General features: G+C 60.5%; 14 protein-coding genes. 8 read left to right on the plus strand and 6 right to left on the minus strand.

The window, feature by feature from the left end; translation table 11 throughout:
• Positions 1 to 15 precede the first annotated feature (15 nt).
• Positions 16 to 792 (minus strand): methanethiol S-methyltransferase, encoded by a 777-nt coding sequence (mddA, locus tag IVA95_RS36935; protein WP_247514987.1) that lies wholly within the window; start codon positions 790 to 792, stop codon positions 16 to 18.
• Between the two features lie 133 nt (positions 793 to 925).
• On the opposite strand from mddA, the gene IVA95_RS36940 reads away from it, so the two are divergent.
• Positions 926 to 2,482 carry a winged helix-turn-helix domain-containing tetratricopeptide repeat protein gene (locus tag IVA95_RS36940; protein WP_247514988.1) on the plus strand — a complete coding sequence of 519 codons (1,557 nt, stop codon included), beginning with the start codon at positions 926 to 928 and terminating at the stop codon, positions 2,480 to 2,482.
• Between the two features lie 17 nt (positions 2,483 to 2,499).
• Here IVA95_RS36940 and IVA95_RS36945 read toward each other — a convergent pair whose 3' ends face one another.
• A complete protein-coding gene (locus IVA95_RS36945; RefSeq protein WP_346658100.1) occupies positions 2,500 to 3,519 on the minus strand; it encodes a hypothetical protein in 1,020 nt (339 codons plus the stop codon).
• Positions 3,520 to 3,790: 271 nt separating this feature from the next.
• On the opposite strand from IVA95_RS36945, the gene bamA reads away from it, so the two are divergent.
• Complete coding sequence (bamA, locus tag IVA95_RS36950) at positions 3,791 to 6,136, plus strand: outer membrane protein assembly factor BamA (protein ID WP_346658098.1); 2,346 nt, start codon at positions 3,791 to 3,793, stop codon at positions 6,134 to 6,136.
• Here the strand turns inward: bamA and IVA95_RS36955 are convergent.
• Genes IVA95_RS36955 through IVA95_RS36965 form a run of 3 tightly spaced genes read right to left on the minus strand, consistent with a single transcriptional unit; the run spans position 6,117 to position 7,515 of the window.
• Positions 6,117 to 6,692, minus strand: coding sequence for a DUF6456 domain-containing protein (locus IVA95_RS36955; RefSeq protein WP_247514990.1), 576 nt, complete (start codon positions 6,690 to 6,692; stop codon positions 6,117 to 6,119). The genes bamA and IVA95_RS36955 overlap by 20 nt on opposite strands.
• A 47-nt stretch (positions 6,693 to 6,739) precedes the next feature.
• On the minus strand, positions 6,740 to 6,907 hold the full coding sequence (locus IVA95_RS36960; protein WP_247514991.1) for a hypothetical protein: 168 nt from the start codon (positions 6,905 to 6,907) through the stop codon (positions 6,740 to 6,742).
• Positions 6,907 to 7,515: a GcrA family cell cycle regulator gene (locus IVA95_RS36965; protein WP_247514992.1), complete on the minus strand. Its 609-nt coding sequence runs from the start codon at positions 7,513 to 7,515 to the stop codon at positions 6,907 to 6,909. The genes IVA95_RS36960 and IVA95_RS36965 overlap by 1 nt, the downstream gene beginning before the upstream one ends.
• Before the next feature lie 57 nt (positions 7,516 to 7,572).
• Between IVA95_RS36965 and IVA95_RS36970 the strand changes: the two genes are divergently transcribed.
• The 3 genes from IVA95_RS36970 (at position 7,573) to IVA95_RS36980 (ending at position 10,010) form a co-directional block, all read left to right on the plus strand.
• Positions 7,573 to 8,211, plus strand: a complete 639-nt coding sequence (locus IVA95_RS36970; protein WP_247514993.1) for a S24 family peptidase — start codon at positions 7,573 to 7,575, stop codon at positions 8,209 to 8,211.
• A gap of 169 nt (positions 8,212 to 8,380) precedes the next feature.
• Positions 8,381 to 8,656: a hypothetical protein gene (locus IVA95_RS36975; protein WP_247514994.1), complete on the plus strand. Its 276-nt coding sequence runs from the start codon at positions 8,381 to 8,383 to the stop codon at positions 8,654 to 8,656.
• 166 nt (positions 8,657 to 8,822) lie between these two features.
• Entirely contained in the window at positions 8,823 to 10,010 is a 1,188-nt protein-coding gene (locus IVA95_RS36980; protein ID WP_247514995.1) for an OpgC domain-containing protein, read from the plus strand.
• Between the two features lie 41 nt (positions 10,011 to 10,051).
• Here the strand turns inward: IVA95_RS36980 and IVA95_RS36985 are convergent, their stop codons facing one another.
• Positions 10,052 to 11,353 (minus strand): glycoside hydrolase family 3 N-terminal domain-containing protein, encoded by a 1,302-nt coding sequence (locus IVA95_RS36985; protein ID WP_247515143.1) that lies wholly within the window; start codon positions 11,351 to 11,353, stop codon positions 10,052 to 10,054.
• 294 nt (positions 11,354 to 11,647) lie between these two features.
• Between IVA95_RS36985 and IVA95_RS36990 the strand changes: the two genes are divergently transcribed.
• The 3 genes from IVA95_RS36990 to IVA95_RS37000 are packed head-to-tail and all read left to right on the plus strand — an operon-like array spanning position 11,648 to position 15,466.
• On the plus strand, positions 11,648 to 13,138 hold the full coding sequence (locus tag IVA95_RS36990; protein ID WP_247514996.1) for a DUF4173 domain-containing protein: 1,491 nt from the start codon (positions 11,648 to 11,650) through the stop codon (positions 13,136 to 13,138).
• A gap of 34 nt (positions 13,139 to 13,172) precedes the next feature.
• Positions 13,173 to 13,877, plus strand: a complete 705-nt coding sequence (locus IVA95_RS36995; protein WP_247514997.1) for a response regulator transcription factor — start codon at positions 13,173 to 13,175, stop codon at positions 13,875 to 13,877.
• Positions 13,877 to 15,466, plus strand: coding sequence for an ATP-binding protein (locus IVA95_RS37000; RefSeq protein WP_247515144.1), 1,590 nt, complete (start codon positions 13,877 to 13,879; stop codon positions 15,464 to 15,466). Before IVA95_RS36995 ends, IVA95_RS37000 begins: the two co-directional genes overlap by 1 nt.
• The last annotated feature ends 2 nt before the right edge of the window (positions 15,467 to 15,468 follow it).

Below are 15,468 nucleotides of genomic sequence, written 5' to 3' on the forward strand. Positions count from 1 at the left end.
TTACAGGAGAGGTGGTCAGCTAGATCTGCGCCAGGGGAACAGCATCGAAACCCGCTCCCGGTACCGGAGATACTCCTCGCCGAACATGGCGACAAGATCGCGCTCCTCCAACATGATGCCGACGAAGATGTAAGCCGTTGTCACCGCCGCAAACAGCAGATGCCCAGCGGTCATCGTCGGAGCCGCCCAGAAGGCGATGATGAAACCGAGATAGATCGGGTGCCGCACAAAGCGGTAGAAGAACGGCGTCCGAAAGACCGGTGCAGGCATGTCGCGGCCGACGAGATTGTTGGCGACCTGATGCAATCCGAACAGTTCGAAATGATTGATCAGGAAGGTGCTCGTGAACACGATCACCCAACCAACGAATGACAGCGTCGCGATCACCATGGCCATTTCGGGCTCTTGGACGTTCCAGATAACGGCAGGCATCGGACGCCATTGCCAGAACAGCAACAGAAGCGTCAGGCTTGAACACAGCACATAGGTGCTGCGTTCGACAGACCTCGGAATAAACTGCGTCCACCAGTGTTTGAACGATTTGCGCGCCATGACGCTATGTTGAATGGCAAATAACGACATCAGCCCGAGATTGACGACAATTGCCTCGAAAGTCCCCGATTTCGCGCCGGTGTCGATCGCCTTCGGCACCGCGAGGCCGGAGACGAATCCGATGGCGTACAGAATCGTGAACAGAAATGTGAGATAGGCCACACCTCCGAACAGAAATGCAGTGAATCTTAGCACTCGATTGCCCGCCATCGCCGGGCTGAGGGTTTGAGTTTCCGTCATGAAATTGGCTCCGCTCGGGGTAATGGGATTCGAACTCCCGGTTTTGACAGGATGCACGGAGAACGGCGACGGGTCTTTGCCTGATGCTTGATCTCTTCATGAGACGGACTTGATTGTTCCTTGAGAAGGGCACGTGAATTTCAACTTCGATAGTTACATCCTGGACACCGATCGTCGCGAGCTGCGCCGCAGCGGCGAGCTGGTGCCGATGCAGCCGCAAGTATTCGACTTGTTGGTTCACCTATTGAAACACCGTGATCGCGTGGTCAGCCGGGGTGATCTCATTGCGCTGGTGTGGGGTGGGCGGATCGTCTCGGACTCCACGCTGGACAGCCGGATCAACGCTGCCCGCAATGCGATCGGCGACAACGGAAAGGAACAGAGACTCATCCGCACCATTCCACGCAAAGGGATTCGCTTCGTCGGCGACGTAAATGGGCCGTGCGATGCACGAGCCACATTGCCGAAAGAAGCAGAACAACCACGTGCGAGGCTCGCGCTGCCCGATCGGCCGGCGATAGCCGTACTGCCGTTCATCAATATGAGCGGCGACCGGGAGCAGGAGTACTTCTCCGACGGGATTAGCGAGGACATCATCACCGCACTTTCGAAATTACGCTGGTTCTTCGTGATCGCGCGCAATTCGTCATTCACCTACAAGGGTAAGCCGGTGCATATGAGGCAGGTCGCTGCCGAGCTTGGCGTGCGCTATGTGGTCGAAGGCAGTGTGAGAAGAAGCGGCGATCGCGTACGTATTACCGCTCAGCTTAACGACACGGCAACCGGCAGTCACATCTGGGCGGAGCACTACGATCGGGACCTGATCGATGTATTCGCCGTACAGGACGAGATCACGGATGCTATCGTTGCCGCGATCGAGCCGCAGATCTACGCGGCGGAGAACTTTCGCAGCCGGCGCAAGCCGCCCAACAGCATCGATGCATGGGACCTGGTGATGCGGGCGTTGTCGCATCACTGGCGTGTAACGCGACCCGACAGCCTCGCCGCGCGAGCGCTGCTGGAACGCGCCATTGCGATCGATCCGAACTACGGCCAGGCATTGGCCCTGTTCGCGACCAACCACATGTTCGGCGTGCATCTGGGCTGGACGGACCTTGCAACCGCTGCACCCGTCGCCGAACAAGCAGCATTGGCGGCGATTGCCGCCGACAGCGAGGATGCCTGGGCCCATACGGCCCTCGGCAGCGTGTATTTCTCCACGCGCCGACTCGACCATTCGCTGGCCGAGTTCGAACTGGCGCTCCAGCTCAACCCGAACTTCTCCCTCGCGCAGGGATATTACGCCCTGGCACTGTCTTATACCGGGCGATGGATGGAGGCATATGCGGCGACGCAACGCGCGATGCGCCAGAGTCCCCGCGATCCTTCTTCGGCGATCTATTACGGCGTTGCCGCTTACGCCCAGTTTGTAGGACGGAACTATCAGGAAGCCATCACACTGGCACGCGAGGCGACGCGTCGGCGTGGCGACCTCACCGGCGCCTATCGGGTGCTCACGGTCGCCGCCGGCATGACCGGCCAGATCGAGCTCGCGCGCGCTGCGCTTCAGGAATTGCGCCGGACTCAGCCGAATATCTCGCTCGCCTGGATCGCGACGCAGTTACCCTGGAAGCTCGACGCTGATCGTGAGCACTATCTCGAAGGCTTTCGCCGCGCCGGATTGGAATGAGCTGCGGCTATCCCGGATTACTGCTGCCTTTCCCAGAACGACAGCAATCCCTGCGAGGCCGAGCCTCCGATTACGCAGGGAATGCCGACAGCGACTTGCCCCAGCGCGGCCGCAGAGACGCAACCGAGCGCCACCGCGCCGACGCCGACCTGACCCCAGAAGCTGAGATCGCGGCGGCTATCCGAGCCCTTGGTCTTGAGTTCATCCACGGCGGCCAGCGCATCCTTGCGGAGAGCAGCGATCTGCACTGTGTCCGCCGCCTCAACTACTTCGGCGAGCGGTGCCTTGACTGCCGCCGGTTGTCTGGCAAGTTCACTACGGAGATATTCCCGCAAGCTGGCATCGCGGATCGCGTAGCTTGCCAGCGTATAGCGCGCCATGCTTCCGACCGTCAGCTTGTCGATCGTGTCGCGGCTCTTGCTCCACGGCAGCATCTGGATGATGCGCTGGATCGGGGCATGCGAGCCGGTCGCAAAATAGTAGCCCCACAGCGTATCCAGCAAATCCTGGTTGCTCGCCAACGTGAGCGTCGTGTTCAGCTTCCGCTCGTCCTTGGCGAAGGGGTTCTTGGTGAATGCCCCGCGCAGCCTGTCCATCATGCCGGGCTTTACTTCTTCCAGCGGGATTTCGGTCAAGGTCGGCAGCTTGCCTGCAAGATAACTGTCGATCATGACCCGCCGGCCGGGCATTCGCGGCGCGACGCGGCGCAGAACGTTTCTCCAGTCGGGCAACCCCGAATAGGCAATGGCGCGGATGATCACCCATTCGTCTTCCGGCCGAACCGGGAAGAAATTGGCAATGAGCTGCTCGGCCTTGGCCGGGTTGGAGCCAATCGCACCGGCGATAAAGCCGAGATAGATTCCGGCATTCTCCGGTTCCTTGAATGTCTGCGAGTGAAACAGTACGCGCACGGCTGCCGGGACATGGGCATAGTCCGGCTTGGCCCGATAGTTATAGATCCATTGCTGGACTACCCCGAGCGAGGCGCGCGGATCGACCTCCGGCGCCTTCTCTGCATGCGCTGGCTGAATCAGCATGAGCGCAGCGGCAATGAAGGCGGCATATCGCATGTGATGCTCCTGCGAGCGTGAACGTCCGCGCGGTTCCGTGCGCGAGCGTCCCAGGCTCTCTCGATGGCGAAGCATGAAGCGTGCATTGCGACAATTCTGAGAAAATCCGCATTAACAGAAGACGTCGAAATTGTGGCACGTTGCGAAGAACTCGCCCGTAACTCACCTTATCCCAGACATTTTTTCGCCTCGCGTGGGCAATTCGATCTCAGTCGAGCAACTGGGAGTCCGGCGGGACGTGGAAATCCGGCGCATCACTCAACGCAACCGATCGTTCCGATCGGGGGGAGCCGTTTGCCGGCTTGCCGGCGTCCTCGGCTTAATTTTCGCAACACCGTTCGTCGCCGAAGCAGCGCCGCCCTCGCAGGATACGATCATCGTCGAAGGGAACCGCCGCGTCGACGCCGAGACTATCCGCTCCTATTTTCGCCCCTCGCCGGACGGACATTTCGATGACGCCGCGCGTGATGCGGCGCTGAAAGCGCTGATCGCAACGGGCCTGTTCGAGAAAGTTTCCATCGAACGCACCGGTGATCGGCTTGTCGTGCATCTGTCCGAAGCGCCTGTACTCGACCGCGTTGCATTCGAAGGCAACAGGAAGGTCAAGGACGCCGACCTCGCCGCCGCCATCGAATCCAAGCCGCGCGGCTCGCTACAACGCGCCACCGTGCAGTCCGACGTCGGCCGTATCATCGAGGCATACCGGCGTGTCGGTCGCGCCGAGATCAGCGTCGATCCGCAAATCATCGACCGCGGCAATGGGCGGGTCGATCTCGTCTATGCCGTAACGGAGGGCGCAAAGACTCCGGTGCGGCAGATCGACTTCACGGGCAACAAGGCCTTCAGCAAGCGGCAGCTCAGCGCCGTGATCAAGACGTCCGCCACCCATATGCTGAGTTTTCTGACGGGCGGCAACGTCTACGATCCCGACCGCGTCGCGCAAGACCAGGAACAGCTACGGCTCTACTACCGCAGCAAGGGTTACGCCGATGTCAGTGTCTCACCGGCAAAAGCGGAGTATGATCCAGCGGCGAAAGGGTTCACGCTGAACTTCGCAATCGACGAAGGCCCACTTTATCACTTCCGGGAAGTCAGCGTCGCCTGCAACGTTCCGGGCATGGATTGCGACAAGCTTCGTGCCCTCCTCACCACCCATCCGGGTGCGGTGTTCGACGGCAATGCCCTGGACAGGTCCACCGAACTTCTGGCGATCGAAATGGCAAAGCTCGGTTTTCCCTTTGCCCAGGCGACGCCTCGCCTCACTCGCGATGCTGCGACCGAACGTATCGATGTCGCTTTCGTGATCGAACAGGGGCCTCGCGCTTACGTCGAGCGGATCGAAATTCACGGCAACACACGGACCCGCGATTACGTGATCCGACGCGAATTCGATATCGCCGAAGGCGATCCTTACAACAAGACGCTGATAGACCGCGCTGAACGGCGTTTGAGGAACTTGAACTACTTCAAGACGGTGAAAATATCGAACAGGCCGGGCTCGGCCCCAGATCATGTCATTCTCGATGTCGAGGCAGTTGACCAGGCGACCGGTGATTTCAACATCGCCGGCGGCTACTCGACTGTCGATGGTGCGCTCGTCGAGGTCAAAGTAGGCGAGCGCAATTTCTACGGCACGGGCAAGAATGTGCAGGCCACCTTTACGTACGGCCAATATGCACGCGGCATCAACCTGGCCGCGTCCGAACCGTATTTTCTCGGCACCAAGGTCGCCGCGGGAATCGAACTTTTCGGTCGCCAGAACGACGCCAATAGCTACCAATCCTACGGCAGCACCACCTACGGCGCGAGGCTGCAACTGGGTACGCCGATCAACGAGGAACTCGGCGTCCAATGGCGCTACTCGATCTACAATCAGAACATCACGCTGTCGCCGAGCGGTTCGGGCCTGACGCCCTCGTTGGCCGTCCGGCAGGCGGCCGCCGCCGGCCCGACGTGTGTCTCCGCCCCCGGCAGTACGACGACCTACAGTACGCTCGACAACACAAAGAGCCCGACCAGCGGAATCAGATCGCAGCTCAGCCAGGATCTGGCCGGACTGGGTGGCGACGTGAAATTCCTGAAGACGACCGAAGACGTGCGGTACTACAAGTCACTCGGCAGCGATCTCGTCGGCATGGTGCGCGCTCAGGGCGGCTACGTTACCGGTTGGGGCGGCCAGCAGGTACCGCTGATGAACAATTTCTTCGGCGGCCCGACCATGGTGCGAGGCTTTGCCCCGAACGGATTTGGGCCACGCGACCTGACGCCGGGCACCACGATGGATAATGTCGGCGGCAGCGCCTATTGGGCAACGACCGCCGAACTGCAGAGCGCGATCCCCGGCGTGCCCAACGAATACGGCCTCCGGGCCACCGCCTTCGTCGATGCCGGCAGCGTATTTCGCTACAGCGGATCGACGACATCGCTTCAGGTCGCCAACAAGAATGTCGTACGCTCGTCGATCGGTGCCGGCCTGACCTGGGCCTCACCATTCGGCCCCTTGACCGTCGACTACGCCGTGCCACTCACCAAGGCGGCCTATGACGTAGTGCAGCCTCTGCGCTTCAGCGCGGGAGGGTTTTGACCGGAACGGGATGCTCCGTCGCGAACCCGTACAACAGCGCCAACCGGTCGAGGCATTCGCGCAATCGCCTGGAAAAATAGTCATGCCATCGCTTGGTGCGTAGTCCCCTGCGCTCGCCGACCTGTTCCATGGTCATTCCCTGAACCAGGACGTCATGCACCAGCGCCGAGCCGTCCGCCCCGAGTTCGCGCTCGGCACGGTTCAACCGCAGCACGGCCTTGCGTTGGCCCTCGGTGATCGGTTCGCGGTGCTGCCCGCCATCGACATATTCCCGGGTCGGGTCGACCGCGCGCGGGCCGCGTTCGGCCTTCTCCCAGTCGCTCTGGAACGCCCTCCCCGCCTGGTACTGTGCCTCGTCGATCTGGCGATGGGAATGCAGCCGCGCGAGCGGATCGTTGCGGATCGATCGTAGCGCGACGATCTTCTCGCCCGGCTCCAGCGCCAGGGGATTGTCGACCTCGACGGCTGCGACTTCGGTGTTGCGTAACAAATCGCGAGACCTTCGGTCATGCGCCTTGGTAGGATCGTACGGCTTTCGGCGTTTGGCTCTCGGCATCTGATGTGCTCCATGAAAACAGTGGAATTCGATTTCGACCCAAAGATCTATTCGATTGAGGCGTTCGCCAGCTCGTTGCGCAGCAATTCGGACAATTCGTGCCGGCGGCCGCAGCCGTCCGGCTGAAGCCCGATCAGCGCACGCAGATGAGCGATCCGATGGCGACGCGGCAGCCGTTTCAGCCTGTCGGCTACGCATGTGACAGCAGCGTTCATCATGCCGTCTCCAACATCCGCAGCAGAGCGGTGCTCACCGCGTGTTCGGACGGCACAACCGGGTTGCGACTCAAATGAAAATGCGGCGTGCAGTAAGCCGAGCCCGGCCGGCGCGGATGACCGCAGAAGGTAATAACCTCACTCTCCTCATCGCCGCCGTAGGGATAGCGGCAGTCACCACTCTCCAGCTCGGTCAGCGAGATATGCCGTGCCTCGATCGCCGCGCAGCGCAGCTTGAGCGGCTTGATCTCCTTAAACAGCGGCACCGGCCAGACAAGCGCAGACGTCCTGCAATCACTGGCACGAGGTTCTCCGATGTCGTGCAGGTCCGTCGGCTTGGTGGGCATCGACGGCTCGCGGCGATCGTCCGCCGTCAGCCGCAGGCGCCGGGCGCGTCCGAGTGCAGCACTGCGAGAGTAGGAGGTATTGAATCGTAAATTGATCGCCTGCGCGGCCTCCGAAAAGGTCAGGCCTTTGGCAAGAAATTCCCGCAGCGCGTCCGAGTGCTCGGGCGCCCAGTTCGACAGTTCCATCTTGTTGTCCTTGCTCTTGTCAACGCCGCCCGACGCCGGGCAATCAATTTCTGATATTCCGAAATCAAAAGTCAAGCTTGATTTCTGATAATCGGAATTGCTATTATCTCTGAAATTCGGAGAGGTGTGATCATGCTGGACATCAGATTGATCGAACGGGGCCTGGAGAAGCCGGGCAAGACCAAGGGCGGATTGGCCGCCGCGATGGGCGTTCGTCCCGGCGCGGTTTCGGAAATCCTGTCGGGGATACGGCTGATCAAGGCGTCTGAGATCGCGCCGATCATCGAATATCTCGAACTGAACTCGGTGCCGATCATGGGCCGGGTGGGCGCCGGCGCCTCGATCGAGCCGGAGCATGAGCAGGTGCCGCCGGAAGGCCTCGGCGAAGTCGAACTGCCCTTCCCGATCGCCGAAGAAACCATCGCCTTCGAGGTGGCCGGCGATTCCATGCTGCCAAAGTACGAAAATGGCGATGTTATTGTCGTCTATCGCGAGCAGCGTCATCCGCTGTCGAGCTTCTACGGCGAGGAAGCCGCGGTCCGCCTGAAGACCGGCGAGCGCTATCTGAAGACGATCGAGCGCGGAAAATCTCCAGCGTCGGTCAACCTGACGAGCTTCAATGCAAAGCCGATCACCGGCGTAAAGCTGGAATGGATCGGCGAGATCTGCGTTACCCTGCCCAGGGGCCAGATCGAACGATTGCGCAACAAAGCGGCGGCCCGCTCGCGCAAGGCAGCAAGGGCGACCGGCGGACGCACGCCGGAAAAGTAGTAAACGCAGCCTGTGACTTCCGAATCGACAAATCCTGCTTGCGGCGCGACCGATTCGCCAATCTCACCGCAATTTCTGTTTTTCCGAATTTGCGCTTGACTATTTTCCGATTTTCAGAAATACTCTCCGCGTCGATTCCGGTGCGCCGATATGAGGTCAGATCGCCAACATGCAATATTTCGTCGTGATGATCGACTACGGCCGCCGCGGTCGCGAGGCCATCGTCGATCCGGAAATCACAAGGCGCGAGGTCGTCTCCCGGGTCGCGTCGGGCGAATATAGGAATATCAGCTTCATCCATGAAATCGCGGATTGCTCGGTCGAGGATATCACGGCCGACATTCTGAGCGAGGCGGCCCTTCCCGACATCGGCGCGACGGGCGCCGATCTGCAGGCCAGCCATTTCGATCACGTCCGCGACCTGCGCAAGCACGAGAGAGCGTGATCACAGTCGGTTTACGCTATTCCCTCAAAACATTGTGATTACCGGGCGGGCTTCAATCGCCGACAGCTTGCTTAATTATTCTTCACGCAAAGTCTATTCCGACTGGGCGGACAGTCGCGCTAGACTCGCGATTCGATTCCTCCGACATGTAAAGTTCTTCGCCAAAATGTATCCGTCAATGAAGGCCGAGCTCGCCGCGCGCGACGGCGATCTTCGACTCTGTCTCCTGCTCGGTATCGCGGCCTGGTTTCTCTTTTTGGATCACGTCCCGCACAATGCGGTGAGCCTGCTGACCATGCGCAATTTCGGCTTCAGCGGCGCCACCGACCTGTTTATATTCATCGGCGGCTACACGGCCGCGATCCTCTATGGAAAGATGATGCTGGAACGCGGGTTCGTCGTCTCAGCGACCCGCATTTTCAAGCGCCTGTGGCAGCTTTACGCCGCTTACGTCGTTTTGTTCGTGATCTATATCGAACTGATCGGATACGTCGCGCGCAGGTCCCGCGCCCCCGAACTCATCGGCGAGTTCAATGTTACAGGGATCGTCGACCATGCGATCCGAACGCTGATTCACGGCCTGCTGCTTCAGGCCAAGCCGCTCAATCTGGATGTGCTGCAACTGTTCATCGTGCTGGTGGCGTTCTTTCCGATCGTGCTGTTCAGCATGATGCGGCGGCCGAACCTCACGATTGCCGGATCGATTGGTCTCTACTTCGCATCCCGTCTGCTCGACTGGAATCTTTCTTCATTTCCGGACGGACGCTGGTATCTCAACCCGTTCTGCTGGCAGCTCCTGTTTGTGCTCGGCGCCTGGTTTGCGCTAGGCGGCGCCAGGCAGGTGCACGCCATACGGACCCTCCAGGGTCTTGCCATCCTGCGTACCGCGGCATGGCTGTACCTGCTCTTTGCGCTGGTCGTCACTGTCGCCGGGAAATTTCCGCAAGCAGGGCTCGTGCCGGACTTCCTGCGCGATGCCTTTCCTTCCAACGATAGGGAAAACCTTGCCCCCTACAGGGTGCTTCATTTCCTGGCGCTGGCCTTCCTCTTTACCTACATGGTGCCGCGGAGCTGGAACGGATTCCGATGGCAGGCATTACAGCCGATCGTGAAGTGCGGCCAGGAATGGCTGGCCGTGTTCTGCGCTGGGGTGTTTCTCTCGTTTGCCGCACATCTCGTCCTGATCACGGGCCCGGATTCGCTTGCCCTGCACGTCCTGGTCAGCTTCGCCGGGATTTCGATCATGACAGGCATCGCCTACTATGTGTCGTGGTCCAAACAGCAGGATCACAAGCCCGCATTCCGGACCCAGGCAATGACCGGGCTGCCGAAGGAAGGCCGGTTCGCAAAATAGTTCGCGCCGGCTTCTTGCTTCCCGCCCCGCACCGCGGTCCCTCAATCCACAGGGAACGCCCCCTTCAACCGCGTCTCACTATCGCCCAACATGGCGGCGTCGAGTCTCCCTTCGGCCGACGCCGCCATCGCGCAGGTGAAGATGCGATAAAACTGCGCCCCGTCGAAAGCGGCCAGCAGCAGATCGACGCCGGCATTGAGCGCCTCGACCACTGCCGTGCAGACATTGCGTTGATAGATTGCCCCCATCACGAGGTCGTCGGTCATAACGACACCCTGATAGTTCCATTTTTTGCGAATGACGCCGTCGACGACCCGTTTAGAATGCGACGCGGCACGATCCGGGTCGACGGACGTCAGCGTCACATGCCCGATCATCAGCTGCGCTTTCGAGCCGGCCAGCACCTTCCTGAATGGAATCCAGTCCGATGCTTCGAGTTCATTGAGAGGCGTATCCAGGTCGGCGCTGAAATGATGGGTATCGGCTCGCACGCGGCCGAGCCCCGGAAAGTGCTTGACGGCCGCTCCAACGCCGGACGCTTCGAGGCCGCTCACATAAGCTCGCGCGATCTCGGCAACGACAGTCGGATCATCGGAAATCGCGCGGCGGCCGATCAGCGTGTTGAAGTCGAACCGGTTGCGCTTCAGTTCAGGTCGCAAATCAAGCACCGGCGCAAGATTCAGGGTGACACCCAGCGCCGCCAGCTCCTGCCCGTGCGTGCGCCCGAATGCCTCTGCTTTCTCGGCGCGCACATCCGGCGCCAGGCTCGCAAGCGTCGATAGCGCCGGCAGCTTGGTCAAGGGCGGCGCCAGATGCGATACGATGCCGCCTTCCTGGTCGGCTGCGACGATTAGAGGTCGCAGGCCGGCGGTGCGCCGCTTTGCCTGCAGCTCCGAAATTTCATCTTTCAGACGCGTGGCCGAGGATCCCGCGACGTTGTGCTTGGTGATGTAGACGCCGGAGATCAGGCCCTTCTCGGCGAGAACTGAAACCTCCGGGAATGACGAGTACCCAACGATAAAATGCTTTCCAAGGCTTTGCACCAGTGCAGCATCGGCCCGCAGAACGCGTTGCTTGCGCCATTCAAACGCCGCATGCGCACCGAGCATCGACGGCAACGGCAGGCACCACAGCAGAATCAGCGCCCTCCCCGCAAACCCTCTTCTCCAATAGCCGAGGCGGATAAGCAATACGGCGGCGACCACGCTCGCAGTAGCCAGAGCAATGTTTCCCGTTCCCCGCAGCGAAATCAGATAGGGATCGTTTTTGTTCGCAGCAGCGAAAACGAAGGCTATTCCAGCGAGCCAGACCAGGATCAGGCCGATACGTTTGAGACTTTGCATGAAAATGATGGGAGTTTGGGCAAGGGGATCAGACGACACCATTGCCCGTATCAAACTTGTCTCGCCGGCGCGAGCGCATAACCGCACCTGCACGGAAACTGCAGAAAAATCCTGAACTCTTGCAGACGGCGCTCCAACCAATTGCACAACTGCGCCAGATAGTCCGTCTTGCAACTCAGCGGCGGTCATCGAATGCCTGTTCCGACCAGACTAGCTAACGACGGGTGGTGGTTATGCGAGCGACCCGCGACGGCGCTGGTTTGCAATTTTCCCCTCCAGACAGGTAGAGCAATAATGACCGATCTCACCACGCCGGCATCCGATGCTGGCTCCGCTCAGGCGAGCCCGCTCCCGGTCAAACCCGCGATTGCTTTGGCGCTGGCGGCCTTGGCCGACTGGTTGTTCTACGGCCAACAAATCGGAATTTCTGCGGTCGTCTTTGCGCTCGCACTGGCTCTGGGCTCACTCGTCGCCAATTTCGCAACGTTGAACAAAAATCGGATGCTGCTGGCGGGCGCGCTCGTGTTGGCCGGACTTGTACCGGCTATCGAGGAATTCAACGCAGCTTCTCTGGCCTTCATGACTCTGGCGCTCGGGTTTGGTCTGTTGCTGACCACCAATCCGCAAAGGTACAAGCTCGGTGAGCAGGCGGCGGCGCTATGCGATCTGTTTCTGGTCGGCCCCTTCAGGTTTTTCCGGGATGCCATCGGCTTGTTCAATCTGCCGACACTGAAGACCGGCCTTACGATCTGGTTCATTCCCCTGGCCCTCGGCGGCATCTTCGTTCTTCTGCTGGTCTCGGCAAATCCATTGCTGGAGAAGTGGATCCGCCTCATGAACCCGGGCGACGCCGCCTCTTATCTGAGCCTGGGTCGGATATTGTTCTGGGCTGTGGCGCTGTCGATCATATGGCCCTTCATCCATGTCTGGTGGCGCAGCAGGATGGCGGTTTCGTCCGCCTTGGTCGAAGCGGCGGTTCTGGACCAGACGCCGCGATCGGACCGGATGGAGTTTTTCGGCGTCGCGACGATCCTGCGTTCGCTGGTCCTGTTCAATTTGTTGTTCGCCGTTCAAACCATCCTCGATGCGATCTATCTCTGGGGCAACGTGGCCTTGCCCGCCGATATCAGCTACGCCTCCTACGCACATCGAGGCGCCTATCCCCTCATCGTTACCGCGCTTCTGGCGGGAGGCTTCGTTCTGGCCGCGATGAGACCAGGTGGGCCGGCCGAGCAATCAAAAGTGATTCGGCCGCTGGTCTATCTATGGGTTGCGCAGAATATTCTGCTGGTGATGTCGTCGATCCTGCGCCTCGATCTCTATGTTCAAATCTATCTGCTGACCTGGTGGCGCGTCGCGGCTTTCATCTGGATGGTGCTGGTCGCGTTGGGACTCGTGCTCATCGTCGCCCGCATCGTTCTGAACCGCTCGAACGATTGGCTGATCCGCGCCAATCTCTTCACCCTGACGATAACGCTCTACGTCTGTTCGCTGGTGAATTTTGCGGCGATCATCGCCGACTATAATGTCAGCCATAGCCGCGAAGCCGGCGGCAAAGGAGTGTGGATCGATATGAACTATCTGCTATCCCTCGGGCCGCAGGCATTGCCTGCCATCGACCGGACCATCGCCCTTCGCGGGTTCGATCCGGCCCTTGTTTCCCGCCGTGGTTGCCTTGTAGAACAGCAGGCGAAAGAGACCGCTTCCTGGCGCTCCTGGGGTTTTCGGAGCTGGCGCCTCCAGCGTGCCCTGGAAGCCCAACCGAAGAGTTCGACCACAGGTTAGTACGACTGCAAGCCGATTGCGCCGGGAGAGACGTTTGACGCACCGCATTCTCATCGTTGACGATGACCTTCATATCCGCGAGGTCATCCGTGTTGCACTAAAGAAGGCCGGAATGACCGTCTTTGAAGCGCGCGACGGCAAGGAGGCGTTGACCCGCTTTGCCGCCGACAGGCCGGATCTGATCATTCTGGATATCGGCATGCCGGAATTCGACGGCCTGGACGTCTGCCGTGAAATCAGAAAAACCTCAGACGTTCCGATCCTGTTTCTCTCCGCGCGCGACGACGAGATCGATCGCGTATTGGGCCTGGAGATCGGCGGTGACGACTATGTCACTAAGCCCTTCAGTCCGCGCGAACTCGTTGCGAGGGTAAACGTCATCCTGCGCCGCATCACCTCGCGCGAGCGAGACGCAAAGTCGTCCACTGCCACGCTGTCGCAAGGCAGGTTGTTCGTCGATCCCGGCCAGCATATTGCCGAGTTTGCGGGCAAGCCGCTGCGTCTGACGGCCATCGAGTTTGGAATCCTCAGGGCATTCCTGACACGGCCAACGCTCGTTTTCAGCCGCGAGCAGATCATGAGCGCCGCCTATCAGCTCAACATCCAGGTGTCCGATCGAACCATCGACAGCCACATCCGCAATATCCGCGCCAAGCTGTCCGCCGTGAACTGCGACAACGTCATCGAAACCATTCACGGCGTCGGCTTCAAGCTCGGGCGATGCGAGCTCCAGGCATGATGCCTCACAAGGCTGAAAAATGGCGACCGTCGGTAGGACAGGTCATTTTTGCCGCGCTCGCCGCCGCGGCGACACTGCCGCTGGTCGGACTATTCTTCTTCCGCCTCTATGACAATCAGCTCATTCACCAAACCCAGGCCGAGTTAATCGCGCAAAGCCGGGTGCTGGCGGCGGTCTATGCGCGGGAAGTGGAGAGCCGCCTTAGCGCAGGCATTGCACTCGGCGCCGAAATTCCGCCCGAGGCGCGCATGGGCCGGGAAGACCAGCTTACGCCGATCCGGCCCGCGCTCGATCTCGCCGCCGGCGCCGACCTGCTTCGGCGGCGGCCTGACGCACTTCCGGCAAGCGCGCCCGCATCGCAGCCGTATGTCGAAATCGGCTCGCGGCTGACGCCGATCATCCGGGAAACTCAGAAAGTCACGCTGGCCGGTTTCCGCATCCTCGATCACCGCGGCGTCGTGATTGCCGGGCGCGAGGAGGTGGGCCAATCGCTGGCCCATATCGAGGAGATAGCCACAGCGCTCAAGGGACAATACCGGGCGGCCCTGCGGATTCGCAAACCCGACAAACCTCCTCCTCCGATCTACTCGATCAGCCGCGGCGTTGGCGTCCACGTGTTCTCGGCAATGCCCGTCATCGTCAACAACCGCGTCGCAGGCGTGATCTATACGTCGAGGACGCCGAGCAACATCTTCGACCACCTCTATCAGGAACGCGGCAAGTTCATCCTGGCGGGACTTGCGGTTATTTTCGCGACAATCGTTATCGGCTTGGTTTTCTCCCGAACCATCACCCGCCCGATGCGCGAGCTGGTCGATCGCGCCGCACGCATCAGCCGTGGCGATCGCGATGCATTTCGGCCCCTCGCCCATTATGGCACGCGCGAGTTCGCCCAGTTGTCGCACAGCTTCCTCGACATGGCCGAACAATTGTCGCGACGGTCGGATTACATCGCGACCTTCTCGGCGCACCTTACCCACGAATTGAAGTCGCCGCTGACATCGATCAAGGGTGCCGCCGAACTGCTGCTGGATTCCCTGGAGAGCAAGACAGACACCCTCACCCGGATGGAGCAGAAGAATTTCATATCGAACATTCTGGGGGACACCGGGCGCCTCGAAGCCATGACTCAGCGCTTACGCGAACTGGCGCGCGCCGAGGCCGCGCCGCAGAATGAGCAGACCGAACTTTCGCAGGTCATCGGCGGATTGAAGAGCCGGTTTCCGACGCGCACGATCGACGCAACGGGATGCCTGGACCGCTCGATCGGCATGTCCAGCGAAAAGGCGCTGATCGTGTTGTCGCATCTGACCGACAACGCCATCCGTCATAACGCCAAGGCCGTGCGGCTCGAAGCGGCCGAGGAAAACGGATCCGTCAGGCTGACGGTCAGCAATGATGGCGATCCGATATCCGAAGCGAACCGGGAGAAGATCTTCGACGCCTTCTTCACCACGCGCCGCGACACCGGCGGCACGGGAATGGGACTCTCGATCGTCCAGGCTATCATGACCAGCCACGGCGGCTCGATCCGGCTCTTGCCGTCCGACAAGGGCGTCGCGTTCGAACTGCAGCTTCCGGCTGCCTGAAA

The organism is Bradyrhizobium sp. 157 (genome assembly GCF_023073815.1).
Classification (GTDB): domain Bacteria; phylum Pseudomonadota; class Alphaproteobacteria; order Rhizobiales; family Xanthobacteraceae; genus Bradyrhizobium.

Bases quoted from the DNA above. Each gene is read 5' to 3' on its own strand.
- mddA (WP_247514987.1), bottom strand. From the start codon at position 792: ATGACGGAAACTCAAACCCTCAGCCCGGCGATGGCGGGCAATCGAGTG.
- IVA95_RS36945 (WP_346658100.1), bottom strand. From the start codon at position 3,519: ATGCTGATTCAGCCAGCGCATGCAGAGAAGGCGCCGGAGGTCGATCCG.
- IVA95_RS36955 (WP_247514990.1), bottom strand. From the start codon at position 6,692: ATGCCGAGAGCCAAACGCCGAAAGCCGTACGATCCTACCAAGGCGCAT.
- IVA95_RS36960 (WP_247514991.1), bottom strand. From the start codon at position 6,907: ATGAACGCTGCTGTCACATGCGTAGCCGACAGGCTGAAACGGCTGCCG.
- IVA95_RS36970 (WP_247514993.1), top strand. From the start codon at position 7,573: ATGCTGGACATCAGATTGATCGAACGGGGCCTGGAGAAGCCGGGCAAG.
- IVA95_RS36975 (WP_247514994.1), top strand. From the start codon at position 8,381: ATGCAATATTTCGTCGTGATGATCGACTACGGCCGCCGCGGTCGCGAG.
- IVA95_RS36980 (WP_247514995.1), top strand. From the start codon at position 8,823: ATGTATCCGTCAATGAAGGCCGAGCTCGCCGCGCGCGACGGCGATCTT.
- IVA95_RS36985 (WP_247515143.1), bottom strand. From the start codon at position 11,353: ATGCAAAGTCTCAAACGTATCGGCCTGATCCTGGTCTGGCTCGCTGGA.
- IVA95_RS36990 (WP_247514996.1), top strand. From the start codon at position 11,648: ATGACCGATCTCACCACGCCGGCATCCGATGCTGGCTCCGCTCAGGCG.
- IVA95_RS37000 (WP_247515144.1), top strand. From the start codon at position 13,877: ATGCCTCACAAGGCTGAAAAATGGCGACCGTCGGTAGGACAGGTCATT.